Annotated in this window: 11 protein-coding genes; 5 read left to right on the top strand and 6 right to left on the bottom strand. The window is 52.8% G+C overall.

Annotation, left to right across the window (positions count from 1 at the left end; all coding sequences use genetic code 11):
* Nucleotides 1-191: 191 nt before the first annotated feature.
* The 5 genes from P1X16_RS26220 to P1X16_RS26200 form a co-directional block, all read right to left on the bottom strand.
* Nucleotides 192-797, bottom strand: coding sequence for a Crp/Fnr family transcriptional regulator (locus P1X16_RS26220; RefSeq protein WP_277235334.1), 606 nt, complete (start codon nt 795-797; stop codon nt 192-194).
* A 151-nt stretch (nt 798-948) separates the two neighbouring features.
* A complete protein-coding gene (locus P1X16_RS26215) occupies nt 949-2199 on the bottom strand; it encodes an ATP-binding protein (protein WP_277235332.1) in 1251 nt (416 codons plus the stop codon).
* Nucleotides 2200-2206: 7 nt separating this feature from the next.
* Nucleotides 2207-2653 (bottom strand): response regulator, encoded by a 447-nt coding sequence (locus P1X16_RS26210; RefSeq protein WP_277235330.1) that lies wholly within the window; start codon nt 2651-2653, stop codon nt 2207-2209.
* Nucleotides 2654-4954 (bottom strand): ATP-binding protein, encoded by a 2301-nt coding sequence (locus P1X16_RS26205; protein ID WP_277235328.1) that lies wholly within the window; start codon nt 4952-4954, stop codon nt 2654-2656.
* Nucleotides 4951-5520, bottom strand: a complete 570-nt coding sequence (locus tag P1X16_RS26200) for a biliverdin-producing heme oxygenase (RefSeq protein WP_277235326.1) — start codon at nt 5518-5520, stop codon at nt 4951-4953. The genes P1X16_RS26205 and P1X16_RS26200 overlap by 4 nt, the downstream gene beginning before the upstream one ends.
* 460 nt (nt 5521-5980) lie before the next feature.
* On the opposite strand from P1X16_RS26200, the gene map reads away from it, so the two are divergent.
* Both map and P1X16_RS26190 read left to right on the top strand, forming a co-directional pair.
* Nucleotides 5981-6745 (top strand): type I methionyl aminopeptidase, encoded by a 765-nt coding sequence (gene map / locus P1X16_RS26195; protein ID WP_277235324.1) that lies wholly within the window; start codon nt 5981-5983, stop codon nt 6743-6745.
* A gap of 384 nt (nt 6746-7129) precedes the next feature.
* On the top strand, nt 7130-7714 hold the full coding sequence (locus tag P1X16_RS26190) for a TetR/AcrR family transcriptional regulator (RefSeq protein WP_277235323.1): 585 nt from the start codon (nt 7130-7132) through the stop codon (nt 7712-7714).
* Between the two features lie 112 nt (nt 7715-7826).
* Here the strand turns inward: P1X16_RS26190 and P1X16_RS26185 are convergent, their stop codons facing one another.
* Nucleotides 7827-11978: a hybrid sensor histidine kinase/response regulator transcription factor gene (locus tag P1X16_RS26185; protein WP_277235321.1), complete on the bottom strand. Its 4152-nt coding sequence runs from the start codon at nt 11976-11978 to the stop codon at nt 7827-7829.
* Nucleotides 11979-13330: 1352 nt separating this feature from the next.
* Between P1X16_RS26185 and P1X16_RS26180 the strand changes: the two genes are divergently transcribed.
* The 3 genes from P1X16_RS26180 to P1X16_RS26170 all read left to right on the top strand — a co-directional run bounded on the left by P1X16_RS26180 (nt 13331) and on the right by P1X16_RS26170 (nt 20791).
* Entirely contained in the window at nt 13331-16447 is a 3117-nt protein-coding gene (locus P1X16_RS26180; RefSeq protein ID WP_277235319.1) for a TonB-dependent receptor, read from the top strand.
* 164 nt (nt 16448-16611) lie between these two features.
* Entirely contained in the window at nt 16612-18420 is a 1809-nt protein-coding gene (locus P1X16_RS26175; protein ID WP_277235317.1) for a RagB/SusD family nutrient uptake outer membrane protein, read from the top strand.
* 418 nt (nt 18421-18838) lie between these two features.
* On the top strand, nt 18839-20791 hold the full coding sequence (locus tag P1X16_RS26170; RefSeq protein WP_277235315.1) for a sialate O-acetylesterase: 1953 nt from the start codon (nt 18839-18841) through the stop codon (nt 20789-20791).
* Nucleotides 20792-20987 lie beyond the last annotated feature (196 nt).

Raw genomic sequence — 20987 nt, 5'->3', positions numbered from 1 at the left:
CTCTTAACCGGGCAGAACCCCGCTACCGCCGCGCAGCCAACTGCTCAACAGCGTGGTGTTGCGGGCCGTTATGCCACCCGCCTCTTGCTATCAAACCAGTTGCAGGATAACACAAGCACTACTACCTGGTAGCGTGTAGCTAAACCCTGAAGTACACCGGGCTGGTCGGAGAGCGAAACAAAGCGAGGGGGTCAGGTGGTGGCCTCCGGGGCACCCGGCAGGCTACCCAGCCTGCGGCGAATACGACTCAGGGACTGCGGCGTGACGCCAATGTAGGACGCCAGGTACGCGAGCGGAATGCGATTAGCCAGCCCCGGAAACGTGGTCAGGAACTGCTCGTAACGGGTGGCCCCGTTGGGGCTGACCAGCGCGCTGCGCCGGTTCATTTTTTCCAACAGCGCTTGCGTGAAGAGCTTCTGCTCGACCTGCGGCCACACGAGTATGGTATGGCTAAGAGCCTGCCACGCGCGGGCCTTGAACACGAGCAGGTGCACCTCCGTTACGGCCTGCACGTACTCGGTGCAGGGCTGATGGAATTGATAGCTTTGCAAGTCCACCACAAAGTGGTTTTCTTCCACAAAGTACTTGGTGTTTTCCGTGCCATTCCGCTCGAAATAGCAAACGCGCAACACGCCCGCCACGATAAAGCCAATTTCCTGCGCCACCCGACCCGCCTCAGAGAAATAGTCTCCCGGCTGGTAGGTCCGCGCCACGGCCTGATTCCGGATGAGTTGAAGTTGCTGCAAGCTAAAGGGGTAGAATTGCAGCAGAAAGGTATCGAGGGGCGAGTCAATCATGTAGAGTAGCGGGTAACGCCTAGAGGAGTTCCAGGCAAACGGCCCGTACCAAAGGTCAGGTCTTGGAAGCGGGCAGCAGTTACCATCGGGTAAAAAACAAGGTAACCATGACCTTTTAACCCAAACGTTCAACCAAGCTTGTTGCTGCGAGTTAAGCAACCATTTCTTGCTGGGCACCCTGCAAAAATACCCGGAACGTAGTGCCCTCGCCCTGCTGACTATCCACATCAATGTGGCCACCTTGTGATTGCACCAGCCTGTTTATCAGAAACAAGCCAACGCCTGTTCCCGTGTTGGCTTGCGGATGGAAACGGCGGAACAGCTGAAACAAGTCATTGCCATGCTGCTGCAAGTCGATTCCAAGACCATTGTCTTGCACTTCCAGCACAGGCTGTCCCATGGCTATGTAGGTCCGAATCTGCACCCGCGGCGCCCGGTCGGGATGCCGGTATTTGAGCGCGTTGCTTACCAGGTTGAGCATGATCGTGCGCAGATTGCTGCGTCCGTAGGGCAATTCCGGCAAGTCCGTGAAATCCGTCTCAATTACTGCGTGGGCCGCTTTGATTTCGGGATGGAGGGTTTGCAGTATGTGCGCAGTAACGTCTTCAAATGTTATACGTTCCGTTACCTGCTCGTCGGGCTGGCGCGCTACCTGTACCACATCGGCTAGTTCGGTGATGGTGGTGGTTAGTGCCCGCAACGAATCATCGAACAACCGCCACATCTGGGCCGCATCTGGGTCCGAGATGGTGGCCGCGCTGCGCAGCTCTTCGAAGAGGCCCCGCAGGTTGTTTGCTGGCTGCCGCAAATCGTGGGACGCCGCAAACACGAAGTTGTCGAGATCGGCGTTGGTGCGGGCCAGTTCTTGGTTGGTGGACGCTAGCTCCTGATTGGTTTGCGTGAGCAGCGTATTCTGGTGGTGAATCTGCTGGCGGGCGGTGGTCAGTTCTTCCACTGAGGCCCGCAATTGGTGGTTGACACTCTTTAGTTCGACGTGGTACTGAGCCATGTACTGCCGCCATTCGTTTTTCTCGATGGCGTGCATTACAGTTTTACACAGCAGTTCTTGGTCGAATTGCTGCTTAACCAAGTAATCCAACGCTCCACTGTTAAGAGCTCCTACGGCGAGCTGTTCGCTGCCACCCCCCGTAATCATGACCGCGCAGAGATTTTCTGGCGCTAGTTTCTTGAGTTCGAGTAGCAGCGTCAACCCGTCCGTATCGAGCAGGTTGTAATCGAGCAGCACGCAATCAGGTTGAATGGTTTCGAACAGCGCTAGGGCCTCTTCTCCGGAAGCAGCCTCGTAGAGCTCCATCCGCTCGTAGTGTTGCTGTCTGCTTAAATACCGTTTGTAAAGCACCCGGTCGAGCTCGTTGTCATCAACGAGTAAAATCTTTTTCACTAGAAAGCTAATTGGCAAACGGTAGGGTAGCGGCTTCCAGCCAGTAGTGGATGGTTAGTCGAATTTTCTCTTCCAGGGCGGCGTACTCAATCGGTTTGGTTAGGTAGGTGTTGGCCCCCAGCTCGTAACAGTCTTCGATGTCACGCTCGTTGGAGGAGGTGCTGAAGATGATTACGGGAATGGAATGCAGTTGGGCGTCTTGCTTGAGCTTGCCGAGCACCGTGCGCCCGTCGGTGCCGGGTAGGTTTAAGTCGAGGAGCACAATGGCAGGCAGCGTCAGGGGCCAGCCCACAGCTTTGCCGTAGCCTTGCAAATATTCTAGGGCCTGGTCGCCGTCTTCACAGCGCAGCACCGGGTTACGCAGGGCATGCTTGCGGAAAGCACGGCTGATAGCCATGAAGTCCTCAGCACTGTCCTCCACGACGAGGATGGGTTTGAGCGGGAAAACAGACACTTATACGTGTTTAGAGAGCGAGAAATAGAAGGTGGCGCCTTCCCCTTTGGTCGATTCCACCCACAGGGTGCCGCCATGCTTTTCAACCATTTTTTTGACAATAGCTAGGCCAGCGCCCGTACCACCCCCATACTTTTCCTGCCCGTGCAACCGCTTGAAGAGCTTGAAAATATTGGAATGGTGCTTGGGGTCGATACCAATGCCATTGTCGCGTACGTAAAAAACGTAAAAATCGTCGGGGTTGGCAAGCCCTTTCTGTCCAGCTGCTTCGGCAGGTAACACGCCCACTTCCACGGTTTTGTTGGCGTGGTCGTTGTAGCGCATAGCATTGGTCAGCAAATTGTTGAAGACCTCGCGCATACGTACTTGGTCGCAACGGATAACCGGTAGCGAATGGGCCACGGTCACGGTGGTGTTAGTTTGCTCGAAACGCGGCGCCAGCAGTTCCACCACCTCGGCCACTAGCTCGTTCATATCCACATCTTCCACTGTCAAATCCTGCCGCCCCACCCGCGAAAGCTGCAGTAGCGACTCAATCAGATTCTCCATGCGCTGGCTTAGCCGCACCAAGGTTTGCAGCTTGCTTACGCCTTCGGCATCAAGTTGGTCGGCGTAGTCTTCGAGCAGAAACAGCGAGTAGTTGTGAATACCGCGGAGTGGCTCTTTTAAGTCGTGAGAAGCTACGTAGGCAAAGGAATCCAGCTCGTCGTTGCTGCGCTCCAACTCGGAGTTGAGCTGGCTGAGGCGGGCGGCGCGGGCCTGCAATTCGTTGAATACCTTCAAGCGCACATCCGAGATGTGCAGACGAATCTCTTTGGCCGCCTCGATTTCCATGGGCTTCCAGGGGGCTGCCGTGCTTTCCACCAACTGTTTCCAGGCTTCAAACGACTGACGGGGCGAGAGAAATGCTTGGCCGTCGGCGAGAACTTCCACTTTGCTGTTCTGCCCCGCCCAGGTCACGGTCTGTACCACTTCGGGCCGGAACCAGAGCAGGTAGTTGCCGGGCGCATCGGCCAGTGAAATGGCCATAATTCCGCTGGCCGTGGGTCGCAAGGCCAAGCCCACCGGGTTGTGCGCTACGTAGGAATTGGTGTGAAACACATCTTGCGGCGGCTGCTCTTGCAGCCAGGCCAGCAACTCCTGCACCTGGGCTTGGGTAGGTGTGTTGCCAAGCAGCACGATTTCCCCGTCGAAGCAGATGGCGGCACCCCCGCAGTCGAACACGTCCTGCACGGTGGGGTGCTGGCGATAGAGCCCCTCCACGAAGTTGACGCTGCTCGATACGTGTTCGAGCAGATGCACCTGCGTTTCGCGGATGCGCAGCTGGTATTCCTGTTCGTCGTACTGCTCTTTGGTTTTGATGAGGGCCGAAAACGTTTTGCCCAGAAACTGGCAAAGGTCGCGCAGCTCGTAGCCCACCAGCCGCGGGGTGCGGTGGTGGCACGTGACCATGCCCCAGAGCTTGCCGTCACTGATCAGCGAGATGGTCATGGTGGCCGCCGAGCCCATGTTGTGCAAGTACTGCAAGTGTATAGGCGACACGCTACGCAGCACGGCGTAGGTCATATCCGGTGGGCGGTTGGTGGCCGGGTTGTTGACTGGTACTAGCGGGGCCGGCACATACGACGCGTCCGGGATAAAGCGAAGCCAGTTTTTTAGGTACATAGCCCGCGCCTGCTTCGGAATGTCGGTAGCGGGGTAGTGTAAGCCTAGCCACGGCTCTAGGTCTTCGTGCTTGGCTTCGGCAATGATTTCCCCGCTCTCGTCTCCGGCAAAGCGGTAGATGGCCACCCGGTCGAAGCCGGTGATGCTGCGTACCTGCTCCACCGCGTGCTGGCAAAACTCCAGCACGCGCGTGGCCGACAGCATCTGCCCCAGGGCCTCGTTGAGCTGGCCCAAATCCAAGGTGCTGGTCGGCGCATCGGCTACTGGTTCAAACTCCAGCCACAACAGCTGATCGTAGCGGTGCAGAATGATTTTGTAGAATGGCTGGCCGGTTACCTTATCGAGACGCACGCCCAGTAGCTTCGGCGTCACACCGAGCGTGGGGCGCAGGTGTGCAATGGCCTCTACCTGCTCGGCTGGTAAGAGCTGCTCCAATCCCGCCCCAAGTAAGTCGGGGGCCGCAATGCCAAGGAGCTCCAACGTGTTTTCGCTGGCTTGCACGACCTGCATCGTCTGCTCGTGCAGGCAGAGCACGAAGCCATAGGGTTGTATTGAACCAGGGATATGAATGGGCTCCCGGTCGCAGTTGGTTAAGTTGATTTCGGCGTTTAGCAGGCGCTCGTCGGTATAGCTCATTCGTGGTTCAGCCAGGCGTCTAGATGTTGAAATGTGCGGCGGGCCGACAACACGATTTCGTCTTGATTAATTTCCGTTGCGGCCTCATTCAGCAGCTGGCAGAATGACTTCCACATGGGGCCCGTTTGATCGGCATAGCCACTAAAGTAGGTGCGGGTAGTGATGCCTGCCTTGGCTAGTTGCCGGGCAATAACCTGGCCGCCTAGGGTGGAGCCTTCGAGAACGTACATGGCGCCAAGCAACTCGGGCAAAGTATGCAGTGGTGGCATGGTAACACACAGTGGGAGAGCCGCGGAGCTAGCCTCAGCGGACAGATCCTGCAAGATTAGGTGAGCCCGGTAGCGGCGCTCCACCTGCCAGGCTGGCGGCCAGGAATGCTGCCGGAGTTGTTGCTCGTAGGGTACGAGAAAGCCGTACATTTTGCGCAAAAACCAGTTGGTAAGCTCTTGCGTCGGCACGCCGGCCGATAAGGCTTGGTTGAAACTGTTTTGTTCGAGTGCTTCGTGGTAAGGACGAGTTTCAGCGCGCAAACGAGCCAAAATATCAGCTGATAGAGACGTAGTCATGCAAGCAAATAGCAATGGTTACGCAAGTTACGGCACGTGGCTCAGAGCAGCTTAGCTAAGAGGTGGCACTTACTGACCTTGTTAACTAAGGTTCCCCGCAAAATCCATTGCAACAACCAGCTTCAAAATCCAGCTACTAATTGACTTAGAGGTTATTAGGAATGCCTAATAAGAGGATTATGCTATAAGTTAGTGTCAGAAAGAGTAGCCCGCTGTATTATAATTATCCCAAAATTTTGCGGGGTAGTCAGCCAGCTTGTGCGGGTGGGGCTGACGCTACTAGGTGGTTACTAAAAGAGTTTGTGCAGAAAGCCTTGGCGAAACGTTAAAGGCAACAATGGCTGCAAGCAGGGCGCTCGGAAAATGCTTAAAAGCAAATGCCAACATACATTAGCACCGTTTTCTGTTATTGCAGTTGGTGCAACGCGCCATCACGTCAAAAACCTAGTCCCTACGCCCTATGTCTATTACCTCTCAAGCAGATTTAGTCGGCCTGCAACGCATCAGCCAAGCCGTCGGCACCACGCTCAAACACATGCGCGAGTACGCCCAGCCAGGCATGACCACCAAGGAACTAGACGAATACGGCGGCAGTATCCTGGCCGCACTGGGTGCTAAATCGGCTCCGCGGCTTACCTATGGCTTTCCGGGCTGGACGTGCATCAGCGTTAACAATGAGGTGGCGCACGGCATTCCCTCAGACCGTAAAGTGCTGCAGGAAGGCGACCTAGTGAATATAGATGTATCGGCTGAGCTGGACGGCTACTGGGCCGACAACGGCGGCTCCTTTGTGCTCGGGACCGATATTCACCAGCACCAGCCGTTAGTTGATGCTTCCCGGCGAATTTTGCGCACGGCCCTAAGCCGCATTCGCGGTGGGGTACGCATTGCCGATATTGGCGGGTTAATTGAAGGAGAAGCGCGTAAAGCGGGTTATCGGGTGATAAAAAACCTGGTAGGGCACGGCATCGGACGCAGTCTGCACGAAGAGCCCAAGGAAATACCCTGCTATTACGACCGTTACAACCTAAAGCGCTTCAAGAAGAACTCGGTGGTAGCGGTGGAAACGTTTATTTCCACCCGCGCCTCACTAGCCCACCAGCTCAGCGATGGATGGACCCTCGCTACTAAAGATGGTAGCTTCGTGGCTCAGCACGAGCATACCATTGTTATCACCGATGGCCAGCCTATCATCCTGACGGAGGCAAACAGTATTTGGGAGTAAGCTGAATAAGTGCCCTCAAGCTACAACCTAGATCTTAAGAGGAAATCACTGGAAAAAGGTCAGTTCTGTGGCTCTAGCCTTAGAGCTGACCAACAGTAATTTTTGCAGCCTCGAACGTAACCATCAATATGCTGCCATCAAGGTGAGAGACTTTTAAAGTAGCTTACTTCTGACCCCGGTGCCGAGAGCAGCCGGGTATATCTGTGTTGAATCAACCGTGAGAAGAGCAGCTGCTTAGGCAACATGTGTATATCCTGGCATGTGCTCCAAAGAAGAGTAGTGTAGATCCGGCTGGTAAATCTGATTTTTGTGCTAGGCTGGTATAGTGCTGCCTGGTTAACAACATGAGAGATGGTCAAACGTGGGCCCGAATTACGGACGCACATGCTGCACGCTGCTAAGGCAGTATTCCTAGAATCCGGCTTCGAGCGGGCATCTATGGACCGTATTGCCGCGCACGCCGGTACCACTAAGCGCACCCTATATGCCCATTTCGTGCGCAAAGAGGACCTATTTCTGGCTGTGTTTGAGTTAGTGCTAGACTTGCAGCTCGACCACCTGCGCGAGCCGGCCGACTACGCCCCCGACCCAGAGCAGGCGTTGGTGCTGTTCTGTGCCCGCTTTCTCGAAACCGTCTTGTCTAGCAAGCCTTTGCGCCTTTTTCGGCTTGCCATTACCGAAGCCGAGCGGTTTCCGCAGGGCGCCGTACGCTTGCACGAAGCTATGTTCGAAAACGTGCAGGAACGGGTGGCAAACTTCCTTCACCAACGGCAGGGCGTGGCTGATGACGTTAGTAAGCAAGTAGCGCAGCAACTGCTGGCGCAATTGCTGTATCCGCGCTTTACTCGCGCACTATTCGGAGCCCCCGAGCCGGCGGCAACCTTCTCCGAGGACTTAGGGTCTTGCCCCGCCGTAGATCTGGATTCTATCCGCCGCGTGGTCATAAGCCTTAAGCCGTTCATGCCTTAAAGTTGTTAAACTAAGTAAAGAAGTTTCTTAGCAGCAACAGCCCTACCACTTGCCCATTCATTTGTGCTGCCTTTAATCGAGCAGATAGGAAGCTAATGGCAGAAACTAAAGACTAACTGTCCATGCTCTGCTTCTTGCTTTTTCTATAATCCGAAGGCAAGACGCTGAATTTAGCTTTAAACGATTTTGTGAAGTAGTGGGGAGTTGCAAATCCGGCACGGTAAGCTACCTCGGAAATGTTCAAGTCACTTTCCTGCAGCAACACAGCCGCCCGGTCTAGCTTAAACGAGCGAATAAACTCGACGGGTGGCATGCCCGTCAACTCCAGGATTTTGTTGTACATCGAGCCTCTGCTCATCCCGAAATGTTCGCTTAGGTCTTCTACCGAGAAGTTGGTGTTTTTCAGGTTTTTCTCGATGTACAGCACTACGTTATTAAGAAACTTCTCGCTGCTCGACTCTATCTGTACCGGACTAGGAACAACTTGGAGCTGCTTGGTATAAGTTGTTTTTAGTATGCGGTTTAATTCCAGTAAATTCTTAATTCTGACGTGCAGTAGCTCGAAGTTGAAAGGCTTACTTAAATAATCATTGGCGCCCGATTCGAGCCCCTTTAGCTGCTCTTCCTCCCGCGTCAGCCCCGTTAGCAGAATGATAGGAATATGGCAGGTTCGCTTGTCTGACTTCAGCTTTCGGCTTAAAGCTACCCCATCCATAAAGGGCATGGTAATATCGCTAATTATCAAGTCGGGATGGCAGGCAAGGGCTTTGTACCAGCCGTCTTTACCATTCAACACGTCCGTAATTTTGTATTGATCCTTTAGATTGTCCTTCAAATAGTACCGGAAATCATCGTCGTCCTCTACTAGCAGAAGATGAGGCAACTCCCCCACTTTCTGCTTTTTGAGGGGCCGGGCCGGCAGTTTACTTCCCGCGACAAGCTGTAACGGTTCGACCTCAACTTCCTTTTCGCGCTCAGCAGCCGGAGTAAAGGTTGAGAGTGGAAGTTCGACGGTGAAGGTAGTGCCTTGGCCTAGTTCACTTTCCACGGTAATAGAGCCGTTGTGCAGTTCAACAAACTCTTTTGTGATGGAGAGGCCAATACCACTGCTTTGGTGTAAAACGGAAGTAAGCTCATGGCCCTGGAAAAACCGCTCGAAGATGAAATTCTGCTCGCTAGGTGAAATGCCAATACCCGTGTCGGCGACCTGAATGCGAACCGTCTTTTCCGATGTGGCCGCGGGCCCCGGTGACGCTGAGAGTTCCACGCTCACGTTTCCGCCCTCGGGCGTGAACTTGAAGGCGTTGGATAGTAAATTCACTAGAATCCGTTCCACCTTGTCGTAATCGAAACGCACGAATAGCTTTTCGGGAGAGAGGCGTAGCGACAGCTTAACCTTCTTAATTTCAGCCAAATCTTGGAAGGAATTGGCTACTTCTTCAACAAAGGAGGTGATTTCTCCTTCCGACAAATTCAATTGCAGTTCGTGCTCCTCTAGCTTGCGAAAATCCAGCAACTGATTTACCAGATGCAAAAGCCGTTGCGCGTTGCGCCTGATGACCTGCAGCTGTCCGGCGCTCTGCGGATCTTTCTGCTGTGAAAGCAGCTTGTTGGTTGGTGCTAGAATCAGCGAAATAGGCGTGCGGAACTCATGGCTTAAATTCGTTAAGAACTTGATTTTCAGCAAATCCAATTCGCGGGCCCGCTCGGCTTGCTTGCGTTCCTGCTGCTGCTCGAATTCCTTTTTCAGTTGTTTGATGCCCCGGTAGCGGCTATAAAGCAGGGCAAACCCAATCAGGGCAACGTATAGCCCATAGGCATAGAAGGTTCTCCAGAAGGGAGGATGAATCGTAATCTTGATGGAAGCCCCATTCTGGTTCCAAATCCCGTCGTTGTTGCTGGCTTTAACCTGAAACTCATATTCCCCAGGATCTAGATTGGTGTAGTAAGCCGTAGTAGTAGGCCCTACATAATTCCAGTTTTGATCGAAGCCCTTCAGCTTATAAGCGTATTGGTTTTGCTGGGGCAATGTGTAATCCAGAGCCGCATAATTGATAGAGAAGTTTTGCTTGTAATCTAAATCGATTTCCTTGGCCACGGCTATAGCCTGCCGAAGCGCTGATTGCTCCCCCGCAACTACGGATTTGTTGTCAACTTTCAGATCGGTCAGTAATACCCGCGGGATATTGCGGTTAACTTTTATGCGGGAAGGATCGAAGTAGTTGAACCCTTCAATCCCGCCAAAGAAGAGCAATCCGCTAGAGGATCTAATGCCGGAATTATTTAGAAATGCCTTGCCTTGCAGACCGTTGTCGCGGGAATAGTTGACGACTTTATTTTGCTTGGTATCTAGTCTACTGATGCCTTGGCCGGTACTAAGCCAGATGGTACTGTTTGCGTCTTCTAGAATTTTATGAATGAAGTTATCTGACAAACCCTTCTGATTAGGAAAAGCAGTCAGCTTGCTGGAATGAATATCGAACTGGTACAAACCGTCGCCAGCAGTTCCAATCCATATAGTACCCTGACGGTCTCTTTGAAGCGTATTGATCCGGTCTAAAGCAAAACCGGTACGAGCAGAATTGTAAACCGTAAACTGCTGATCGACGGGACGATACACCGCAATGCCGCTGCCAGTGGAGCCAATCCAAATATTGCCGTTCGAGTCTTCCTCAATTGCCCTTATATAGTTGTTGACTGGCAAGCGTTTGTCCTCGGCAGTTTTAGGCCGCGCAGTAAATCTGGTAATCTTTTTAGTGGTAGGATTATACACATTCACGCCGCCCCCGTTCGTGCCGATCCAAATGTTGCCGTTGTGGTCCTCTTTGAGGCAGAAAATATCGTTGCTATTCAGAGACGAAGAGCTCTGTTTGGCAAGCAGTTGCTGGTAGCGGCCGGTGTGGGTGTCGTATATGAACAGGCCGTGTCTGAAGGTCCCTATCCATAACTGGTCGTGCCGGTCGAGCAGCATACTCAGAATGGGTAAGCCAGTTAGATTAAGCCTCTCCTGACTTTTGAGTTCAACGTGGCTGAATAGTCTCGTTTTCAGATTATACACGTTCAGTCCGCCCCCATCGGTACCCACGAAAATGTTGCCGTTGCGATTTTCGGCTATGGCCGTTACAAAAGGAGCATTGAGTCCAAACGGATCAAGCTCACTGCTCCGCTCAACATTGAATAGAGTAAGGTTCTGGTCGTATTTATCGATTCCTCCCTGGTACGTTCCAATCCAATGAATACCCTGCCGATCAATGAATATGCTGCGGACCGATTTGCTGTTTAAGCTGTAGATGTCCCGGCTGTTGTGAACGTAGCGCGCCACCTTTCTGGTCCTGACATCCATGATGTCGAGGCCTCCCTCAGTGCCGAGCCAGATGCTCCCATCACGGTCAGCGGCTATCGTATAGATGTGGTTGCTGCCAATCGTGTGCTTGTTGGCATAGTTGAATTTAAAATTATCGAAGCTTGCCTCGTCGGCAGAAAGTTGGCTTAAGCCATTGCTAGTACCGATCCAGAGTTGCCCAAGCTGGTCTTCGGCTATGGTGTTAACGGTGTCGCTGACCAAGCTACGGGTGTTAGTTGGGTCGTGCTTGAAAGACTGTATTGAGTTGGTAGCTTGGTTGTAAGAGAACAGACCGCTTTCGGTGCCAATCCAAACTCTGTGCTTCCGATCCGCATAGACACATATAGGGTTCAACGTTCTCGACTGGTTGGGCGCAACCAAGGAAACTCGAGTAATCTTAGCGGTTCGCGGGTCTAAGGTTTGTACGCCATTGATAGTGGCCACCCAAATAGTGCCGGAAGCATCACTACATATAGACTTAATGTACTTATTATCGAGCGGGGTAGTCTTGCTGCCTATCGTATAAGGCCTGAAGGTATCCTGAAGCCGGTTGTAAGTAAAAAGCCCTCCCCCCATGGTTCCTACCCACAACCGACCTGCTTCGTCCTCATGCAGGGCGGAAATGTCATTGGCTTGAAAGCCAACCGCTTTGGGGGCCCCTAGTTGGTAGGTCTTAAACTCCTGCCCGTCGTATTTTTTCAATCCTCCGTCGGTGGCAAACCAGAGCAGGCCGTATTGATCTTTGAGGATGGCGTTGATGGTATTGGAAGACAAATCGTCTTTCGTAGTCAACGCCGTGAACTTAACATCCTGCGCTTGAGCAGAAGCAGACTCACGCACAAGCAGCAGCACCCACACCAACAGAATTGGGAAGGCTCGAACAAGGAATGCGTAGTTGAGGTGATAGAATTTCCTGCTCATGTCGAGGTTAAAGAGTAATGCATCGCTTCTTGCCGCGACTGCCTTTTGAGGCTAGGGTTTTGTAGACCCTATACCGTAGTGCCTTAGACTGAGCGAGGCAGCTCTAGTTAATAGAGTAATTGACCTTGTAGCAGCTGCCAACAAGCTCTAGCCAGTTAGATCATATAACCAGATTAACAAAGATAAAATTTGCTTGCGAGCAAAGCCGATGTGCCGAATTGCGCGACCAAAAAGTCACGTCTAATTGGGCGATGCTAGTTAACGCAAACCATTGCGTAAAAACAAGAACTAAGTAGCCCTAAGATTAAGATAGAGTATGCTTGTTATAAGCAGGGATACTTACACAGCGCCGAAAAAAATGCAGGCTATGCGAGTCAGCAAATCATAGCCACTTACTTACTCTCGCAGGCGAGCTATGCGTCCTTTAAAGAGTACCCAAATCGATTTTCAACCGCTGCATGGCACTCAGAAGCTACCGAGTGGAACTTACAATTTGTGAGTATGAAAGCTCGGCATTACTTCGTATTTAAGCTTATCCAAGCGAAAGTAAAGGGCATGTTATTAGTGGTGTGACCTCCCAATTTTAATGCGTGGAGTTCTCCGTCCACTGTTTTTAGCTTTCCTAAAAATCGGGAAACAAACAAAAGATTGTTAGTGCAACATAGTGTACAATACCTACTCTCAACTAGACAAATCTTTGCTAAAACGATTCAAGCTGAGAAGCCAATGAATGTACAGCGAAATAACACATATGTATACTAAAACGCCTCTGTAGCTTCTTAAAGGGCAATATTATGGTCAGTAGCTCTGCCGTAGATTTTTACATCCGTTGTAAGAATATAAGAATGCTTGCGCTTTTGTAGAGAATACCTTTGACACTATCCCAGCAGGGATAAAATCCTCAACTTTCTCTGTTTTCCACTATCTCACTTTCGTCTGTTTTCTAGTGGTAGAGATTAAACAGCTGTTTGATTTTTACTAATCGATTACGAATACTAGCTATTTCCACTTGAAGGGCTTCGCGCAAGCATTAGCCCACTTAGTAACAGTTCTTGAGTACCACCAAGTGAAATTAGCAACGGCTTGTAGCACCTTAAATTACCCGAAGCTGGCTTCGGCCGTGGAGAGAGTGCTAGCAGTTATTCAGAGCACTGCTCTTCGTCAGAATTAAGGTGCCATTACGGCTTCTTGAAATTCCGATTATTACAGCTGTCGCTCTTTATTGCGCATGCACAATCGATTGTGACTTAAAGATGCCGGCCTTGCTTAACTGACTGATACTGCCTGTCAGCTGAGGGCAACTCTCCAAGATCTAAAAGTTTAGTACGACCCATAACCCCACCATTCCAACCATGAAAAAACTTCTATGCGCAACCACGCTGCACAGCACTCCGCTCCTCGCTAAGCGAGTGGCGGCGTCACTGCTCGTTGGCTTAGCCACAACCTCCGCCATGGCCCAAACTGCCCAAACGGTGTCGGGCCGAGTAACTGCTGACAAGGGCGAAGGCCTGCCTGGTGTTACCGTTCTGCAAAAAGGCACCACCAACGGTGTTTCCACCAATGGGGACGGAGGATTTACACTGTCGGCTCCGGTTGGCAGCACGCTCGTGTTTAGTGCCATTGGCTTCATCAGTCAAGAGGTAGTTATTTCCGGTGCCACCGTAAACGTCACGCTGGCTACCAACACCAAGGCGCTGGATGAAGTAGTGGTGGTAGGGTATGGTACGCAGCGAGCAGAAGCCGTCACGGGTTCAGTAGCTTCTATTACTGGTGAGAACTTGCGCGAAGTGCCTGCTGCTAACATTTCGCAGGCTCTGCAAGGTCGATTGCCCGGTGTGCAGTTTTCGCAAACCTCCTCCCAGCCGGGCGCTGCCACGCAGATTCGGATCCGTGGGGTACGGTCACTCACTGCTAGTAATGATCCGTTGATCGTACTGGATGGCATTCCTTTTCCGGGCTCTATCGGCGACATCAACCCCAACGACATCCAGAGTGTTGACATTCTGAAAGATGCCTCGGCCACAGCTATTTACGGGTCTCGCGGGGCAAACGGAGTTGTTTTGGTAACCACCAAAAGCGGGAAAGTGGGTCAGAAGCCGCAAATAACGTATGATGGCTTCGTTGGCGCGAAAACACTCTTCTCCCGATATCCCATGATGAATGGGGCCGAATTTGTTGAGCTTCGAAAGGCAGCAGGCCTGTACGCAACCAACGGCGTTCCGCAGTTTGGCTTGGATGAGTCGCCTGACGTGAATACTGATTGGCAGGATAATCTCTACAAAACGGGTATACAGGTCAACCAAAACATAGGGGTTTCCGGCGGTACGCAGAACGGGCGTTATAATTTCAACGCGGGTTATTACCAGGAAGAAGGTGTCATTCCAACCCAACAGTACACCCGTTATTCCGTGCGCGGAACGCTCGACCAGGGTGTTGGCAAGTACGTTCGTGTGGGTTTCACGGCGAACAACAGCTACAGTTTAACCGAAGGCGGCAACGTAGGTATATACGGCACGTTGGCTGCAACACCCATTTCCAATCCGTACAACGCGGATGGCTCTTTGAAAAGAGTTATCAGCATGGTACAGGATAATCAGTGGGTATACGACAGGGATGTCGTAGAGGCTAACAAGGATAACTGGCTAAGCCAATCGAGAAGCTTTGCCAGCTACAACTCCATCTTCGGAGAGTTTAAGATTCCGGGAGTAGACGGATTGAAGTATCGCCTCAATCTGGGCGTAAATTATCGGCAGAGCCAGGGTGGCTCTTACACCGGGCGGGGCATCGGCTCTGACAATCCGGATAACCTTTCTACGGGCTCGGTTAGCAACTCCGTTACGACCGATTATACCGTTGAAAACATCCTGTCGTACGACCGCACTTTTGCCGGGAAGCATAATATAAATGCAATAGCCCTGTACTCGGCTTCCAATAACGTGTTCAACCGGTCGCAGATTAATGCCCGGGATATTCCTTCCGACGCCTTCCAGTTCTACAACCTATCATTGGCCGCCGGCGAAATCTCCCTACCCAATAATGGCGAACAAGGGTATACAAAATTTGGTCTGTTGTCTTACATGGGCCGCGTGATGTACTCCTATGACGACCGGTACCTGCTGTCAGCTACGGTTCGTTCGGACGGCTCTTCGCGCCTCTCGCCGGGCTACCAATGGAACACCTACCCCGCCGTATCGGTTGGCTGGAACGTAGCTAAAGAATCGTTCATGCAGGGTGTTTCGGCTGTGAACATGCTGAAGTTCCGGGCTGGCTATGGCGTCACGTCCAACCAATCTGTTAACCCATACGCTACCCTGGGCCGTTTAGCGACCCGACCCTACAACTTTGGCCCGACTGGCTACCAGACCGGCTTGTATGTGAGCGAGCTGCCTAACCCAAAATTGGGTTGGGAATACTCGAAAACCTGGAACTACGGGGTGGATTTTGCGGTCCTGAACAACCGTCTTTCTGGTACGGTTGAATACTACGTTACCAAAACCGAAAACCTGCTGCTCAGCGTAGGCTTGCCGCCCACTTCAGGCGTAGGGAGCTATACGGCCAACGTTGGCTCTACCCAAAACAAAGGCATTGAGCTTTCATTGAACGGGGTAATCCTGGAAAATCTCAACGGCTGGACTTGGGAAGCGGGCCTTAACATGTATGCCAACCGCAACAAGATTACGTCGCTCGCGGGGAACCAGCCCAGGGATGAAAACAACTGGTGGTTCGTTGGAAAACCGATCAACGTAGTTTTTGACTACGAAAAAGTAGGGTTGTGGCAGCAAGAGGATCCATACCGGGACATTCTGGAGCCCGGCGGAGCCCCGGGTATGATTAAGGTGAAATACACCGGCGACTACAATGCAGATGGCACCCCTACCCGAGCCATTGGCGCAGCAGACCGGCAAATTCTGGATACCAATCCCAACTTTCAAGGCGGGTTCAATACCCGGGTTGCGTACAAAGGGTTTGATTTGAGTGTAGTAGGCATCTTCCAAGAAGGTGGCTTGCTCAACAGCACCATCTACGGCTCGGCCGGCTACCTCAACATGCTGACCGGTCGTCGCAACAACGTGAAGGTGGATTACTGGACTCCTGATAACACGGATGCCAAATATCCTAATCCAGCTGGTCCCAGAAGCAGCGACAATCCGAAGTATGGCAGCACGCTTGGGTACTTCGATGCTTCGTATATGAAGATACGCACCATTACCCTCGGCTATAACTTCGACAATATCACTTGGCTGAAAAGTAAGGGTGTGAGCAGAATGCGTCTCTACGCCACGGCCCAGAATCCGTTTGTGTTCTTCTCGCCTTACAAGAAAGAGTCGGGCATGGATCCGGAAACCAACTCGCGTGGCAACGAGAATGCGGCCGTAGCCTATGGTGCCAACCTCAGCCGCATCTTGACACTGGGAACTAACGCCCCGGCCACCCGCACATATCTCGCCGGCTTCACCCTTACCTTCTAAGGAAATCAGACATGAAACGTTTTAATAAAATATTCTTAATTGGGTCGGCGGTAATCTTGATGGCCGCGCCTGGATGCACGGATCTGCTAGAGGAACAGCCCAGAAGTTTTTACGAGCCAGGCTTTTTTCAAACCGAAAGAGGTGTTAGCGGAGGGTTGACATCTATGTATGCTCACCTGCGCTACATCTATGGAGAGGCGTACTATTATAACACCACCGAAACCGGGACGGATGAAGTAACCTACGGCCAAAGCGCCGACGAGAACTTTCTGGCCGCGGACCTCTCAGGCAGAGCGGCGCTCAACGGCAACAACAGCCGCGCCGACAGAGTGTGGTTTACGGCGTTCCCCAACATCAATACGGCTAGTGGCATTATTAAAAATGCCTCTGCGGTGGGTACCGTTTCGCCGGCCCTAGTTGCTGAAGCACGGTTCTTCCGAGCCTTTGATTACTTCTTGTTGGTTCAAACCTTCGGGGGCGTGCCACTGGATTTGGGATCTGGAGAATTGGAATTCAATACCACCCCGATTAGAACTTCGGTACGCAACACGGTACCCGAAGTGTATACCAAAGCCGTTTTCCCGGATCTGCTAATCGCAATCAACGATTTGCCGGCGGCTCCGCGCGTTATCGGTGGCGTCACCAAGACGCTTGCTCGCTTGTATTTGGCAAAAGCCTACTTAACCTATGCTTGGTGGCTTGAGAACCCGAATAACATTCCGACCTATCCAGCGGCTCAACGCACAGATCCGGACGGACATGATGCCAAATGGTATTATCAGAAGGCGTATGACATAGCAGCTGATGGTATCGACAACCCGGGGCAGTACCGCTTGCAGCCAACGTACTACGATGTGAACGTGGGTACAAATGACCGCAACGCGGAAACGATGTTGTACGCTGACCATACTGAATCCAGCCAGTTCTATAACGCAGGTGACTTGAGCAATGGTAGTGGCGGTGCCCCTGATAACTTCGCTGGCTGGATGCTGACCTGGAACTATCCCTCTATCAGAAGCTTCAAAACAGCAGGAGCCAGCGGAACAGGCAATGCCTCTTCCGTGCAGCGGGAAGCAGTGCAGCCGCTGGGTCGTCCTTGGGTGCGTATGGCTCCTACCATCGGCGCCATTACCACTACGTTTGCCGACAAAACCAACGATTCTCGCTACGATGGTACCTTTACCACGGTGTACCGCGGCAACTGGCTTAGAGGAACAGGCGTTCCGGAGACGACTTTGTACAACGCCAATAACCTGCCAGTTAGCATGGGTGATCCTATCCTGACGTTCCTGAATTCAGAGCCGGCTACTGCCATTACCTATCCTAGCGGAGCAGGCGCAAGTGGCGTAGGCGGAGGCGTTCTGCCTGGCAGAGCAGATTGGGTAATTGGGCCGAATGGCATCAGCCGAATTGCTTATCCAGGTCTGTGGAAGCTTGGCCCTTATCGTACGGATAATGGTGCGGGCTTGGGCTCTCCCAATGCTGGCAGCACACGCCCGTATTACATCGCCAAATTCTCTGAGCTATACTTTGTAGCAGCGGAAGCAGCCGTAAAAGGAGCAACCACCAAAGCAGGCAAAAGCGCACGAGAACTGATTAACGTTATTCGGGCCCGGGCCGGCAAATGGCGCTTTGACAACAGTGGCAACGTAGCCAAGGTGCAGGATAACAGCGCGGCTATGGTTGCGGCCACTCCGGCTACCATAGACATTAATTATATCTTGGCAGAACGCTCGCGCGAGTACTTCGGTGAAGGTTACCGCTGGTTTGATCTGGTGCGCACCCAAAAGTGGAATGAGTTGGCTGGAACCTACCGTATTGGCGGCAACAACTTCGGTGACCATACGCCGGCTACCGTAACGCGTACCATTCAGCCGTATCATTACTTGCGTCCCATTCCGCAGGGCCAGCTTGATGCACTGGATGTACCGGCTGATGTAAAAGCTGCCTATCAAAACCCAGGCTATCAATAGCCTAATGCAATGGAGTAGAAAGAGTGGCTACTCGTATGAAGCAGCCACTCTTTCTACTCCGTTTTCTTGTCTATACCAACAAGGTATAGATAAGGAAGTGAATGCCGCACGCGTACATATCGGCAAGCTGATGAAAGAACGTGCGAAGAAGTATAGGCTCGCATTTGTGGCGTCAAATCCATGACCTGTTTCCGGTGATACGGGTAGCTATGGCTTGGATGCAGCCAAGCATGTCTGGCCGTTTTACAGGTTGCGGCCTATCCTGCAGCAGGAAGCTGCCCGCATCAGCAGACAAATCACGTAGTACCCCGGCTACTAGTAGCTGGTGAGCAAACGTCAACCAGCCTGCATGGCTCTTAGGTCGGCTAGCGCTACTAACGAAGAGGAGTTATCCTCTAGATTTCCACAGAATTTGTGCATGCTAGCAAAATATAAAACCGTAGTTGCGGCCAGTGCGTGTGTAGCAGCAGTTTGGGCAGCCCCGGCGCAGGCCCAGATCAGGCTGCCCCACTTGGTAGGCAGCGGCATGGTATTGCAGCGCGAGCAGCCCGTTACTATCTGGGGCTGGGCTAGCGCAGGCGAAAAGGTGACCGTTGCTTTCCAGGGTAAAACCTACCAGGCAACGGCTACCCCCGCGGGAAAATGGCGGGTTGCCTTGCCCGCTCTGAAAGCCGGGGGGCCTTACACCATGACGCTGAAGGCTAGCAACCAGGTACAACTCAACGACATTTTAGTGGGAGACGTGTGGCTTTGCTCGGGCCAGTCGAACATGGAAATGCCGATGAGTAGCGTAAAGGATAAGTACCCGGAGGAAATGGCTTCGGCCAACAACCCGCGCATCCGGCAGTTTCTGGTGCCCATGCGCTACGCCTTCCAGGGGCCGCAGGAAAACGTAACAGGAGGCCGCTGGATGGCCGCCACGCCGCAGAGCATCGGCCAGTTTTCGGCCGTAGGGTATTTCTTCGCTAAAGACCTTTACGCCAAGTACCAAGTACCCATTGGGTTGATAAAAAACGCGGTGGGCGGTTCTCCAGCCGAGGCTTGGCTGAGCGCCGCAGCCCTTAAGCAGTTTCCGGTTTACGAGCAGAAAAGCGAGAAGTACCGGGACAGTGCCTATTTGGCTGAGGTGCAGGTGCGCGAACGAGAAACTTCCCGCGCCTGGCAGCAACGGCTGCACCAAGCCGATCAGGGAGAAGCACCAAACCAGACGAAGTGGTCTAGCCTGCAGTACAGCGCCACCGATTGGCCGACCATGAACGTGCCTGGGTATTGGTCATACCAAGGATTGGGGCCCATCAACGGCGTGGTGTGGTTTCGCAAGGAAGTGCATGTGCCCGCCAGCATGGTGGGCCACCCTGCGCAGCTAGAACTCGGCACCATAGTCGATTCAGATTCCACCTACGTCAATGGTCAGTTGGTGGGTTCGGCCGGCTCTCAGTACGACCTGCGTAAGTACACGATTGCTTCGGGCGTGCTGGTGCCGGGCAGGAATACCATTGTAGTGCGCGTCATCAATAACAGCGGGCGGGGCGGGTTCACGCCGGAGAAGCTCTACCAGCTTCGGGCCGGCGGGCAAAGCTTGGATTTGAATGGGCCTTGGCACTACAAGCTAGGAGCCAGTACAACCCCGGCCCCCAGCACTACCTACTTTCAGTTCCTGCCCGGCGGGCTCTACAACGGCATGATTGCGCCACTCCTGCCCTACGCCATTAAAGGGGTGCTGTGGTATCAGGGCGAGTCGAACGCTGGTCATCCGCAGGACTACCAGGCCCTGATGACCAGCTTGATCAACGACTGGCGTCAGCATTATCAGCAACCCAATCTACCTTTTCTGTATGTGCAGCTGCCCGACTTCATGGCTACCAGAAAAGAGCCAAGTGAGAGTGGGTGGGCCGAGCTGCGCGAAAGTCAGCGGCGTTTATTGGCAATGCCCTACACCGGCATGGCCGTTACGCTCGGGCTCGGAGAGTGGAACGATATTCATCCGCTTGCTAAGCAGCCAGTTGGTCAGCGGCTAGCGCTAGCCGCCGAAAAAGTAGCGTACGGAGACCGGCAGGTAGTGTATTCGGGCCCACTGTACCAAGCCATGCAAGTTGCTGGAAACAAGGTAACACTCAAGTTTTCAAACGTTGGCAGCGGCCTGGTAACGAAGGACGGCGAACCACGGCACTTCGCCGTTGCCGGTGCCGACCATAAGTATGTATGGGCCAAAGCCAAGCTGGAAGGCAATCAGGTGGTGGTGTGGAGCGACCAGGTGCCCAACCCGGTATCCGTGCGGTATGCTTGGGCCGACAACCCTGAAGGCGCTAACCTCTACAACCGGGAAGGCCTACCTGCCTCCCCTTTTCAAGCCAGCATTCAGCCTCAGTAAACGCAAGCCTCTACAGTTAACTCCTTCGGCGAGCTATAAGTAACCTTAGCCGCAAAGAATATAATAACGCAACAACCGTAGCTAAACGAAAAAACCGACTCAACTGGTCTTTTAAAGGGCGTGGGAACCCTATGGGGAAGACCGGTTGGGGAGGTTTTCTACTTGTGCGAGGCACTCTCTCGCGTGCTACCATGGC

The sequence above is a fragment of the Hymenobacter sp. YC55 genome (assembly GCF_029433095.1).
Taxonomy (GTDB): domain Bacteria; phylum Bacteroidota; class Bacteroidia; order Cytophagales; family Hymenobacteraceae; genus Hymenobacter.
Note: the sequence above shows the minus strand (reverse complement) of the source record. Positions and strands in the feature narration are given on the sequence as shown.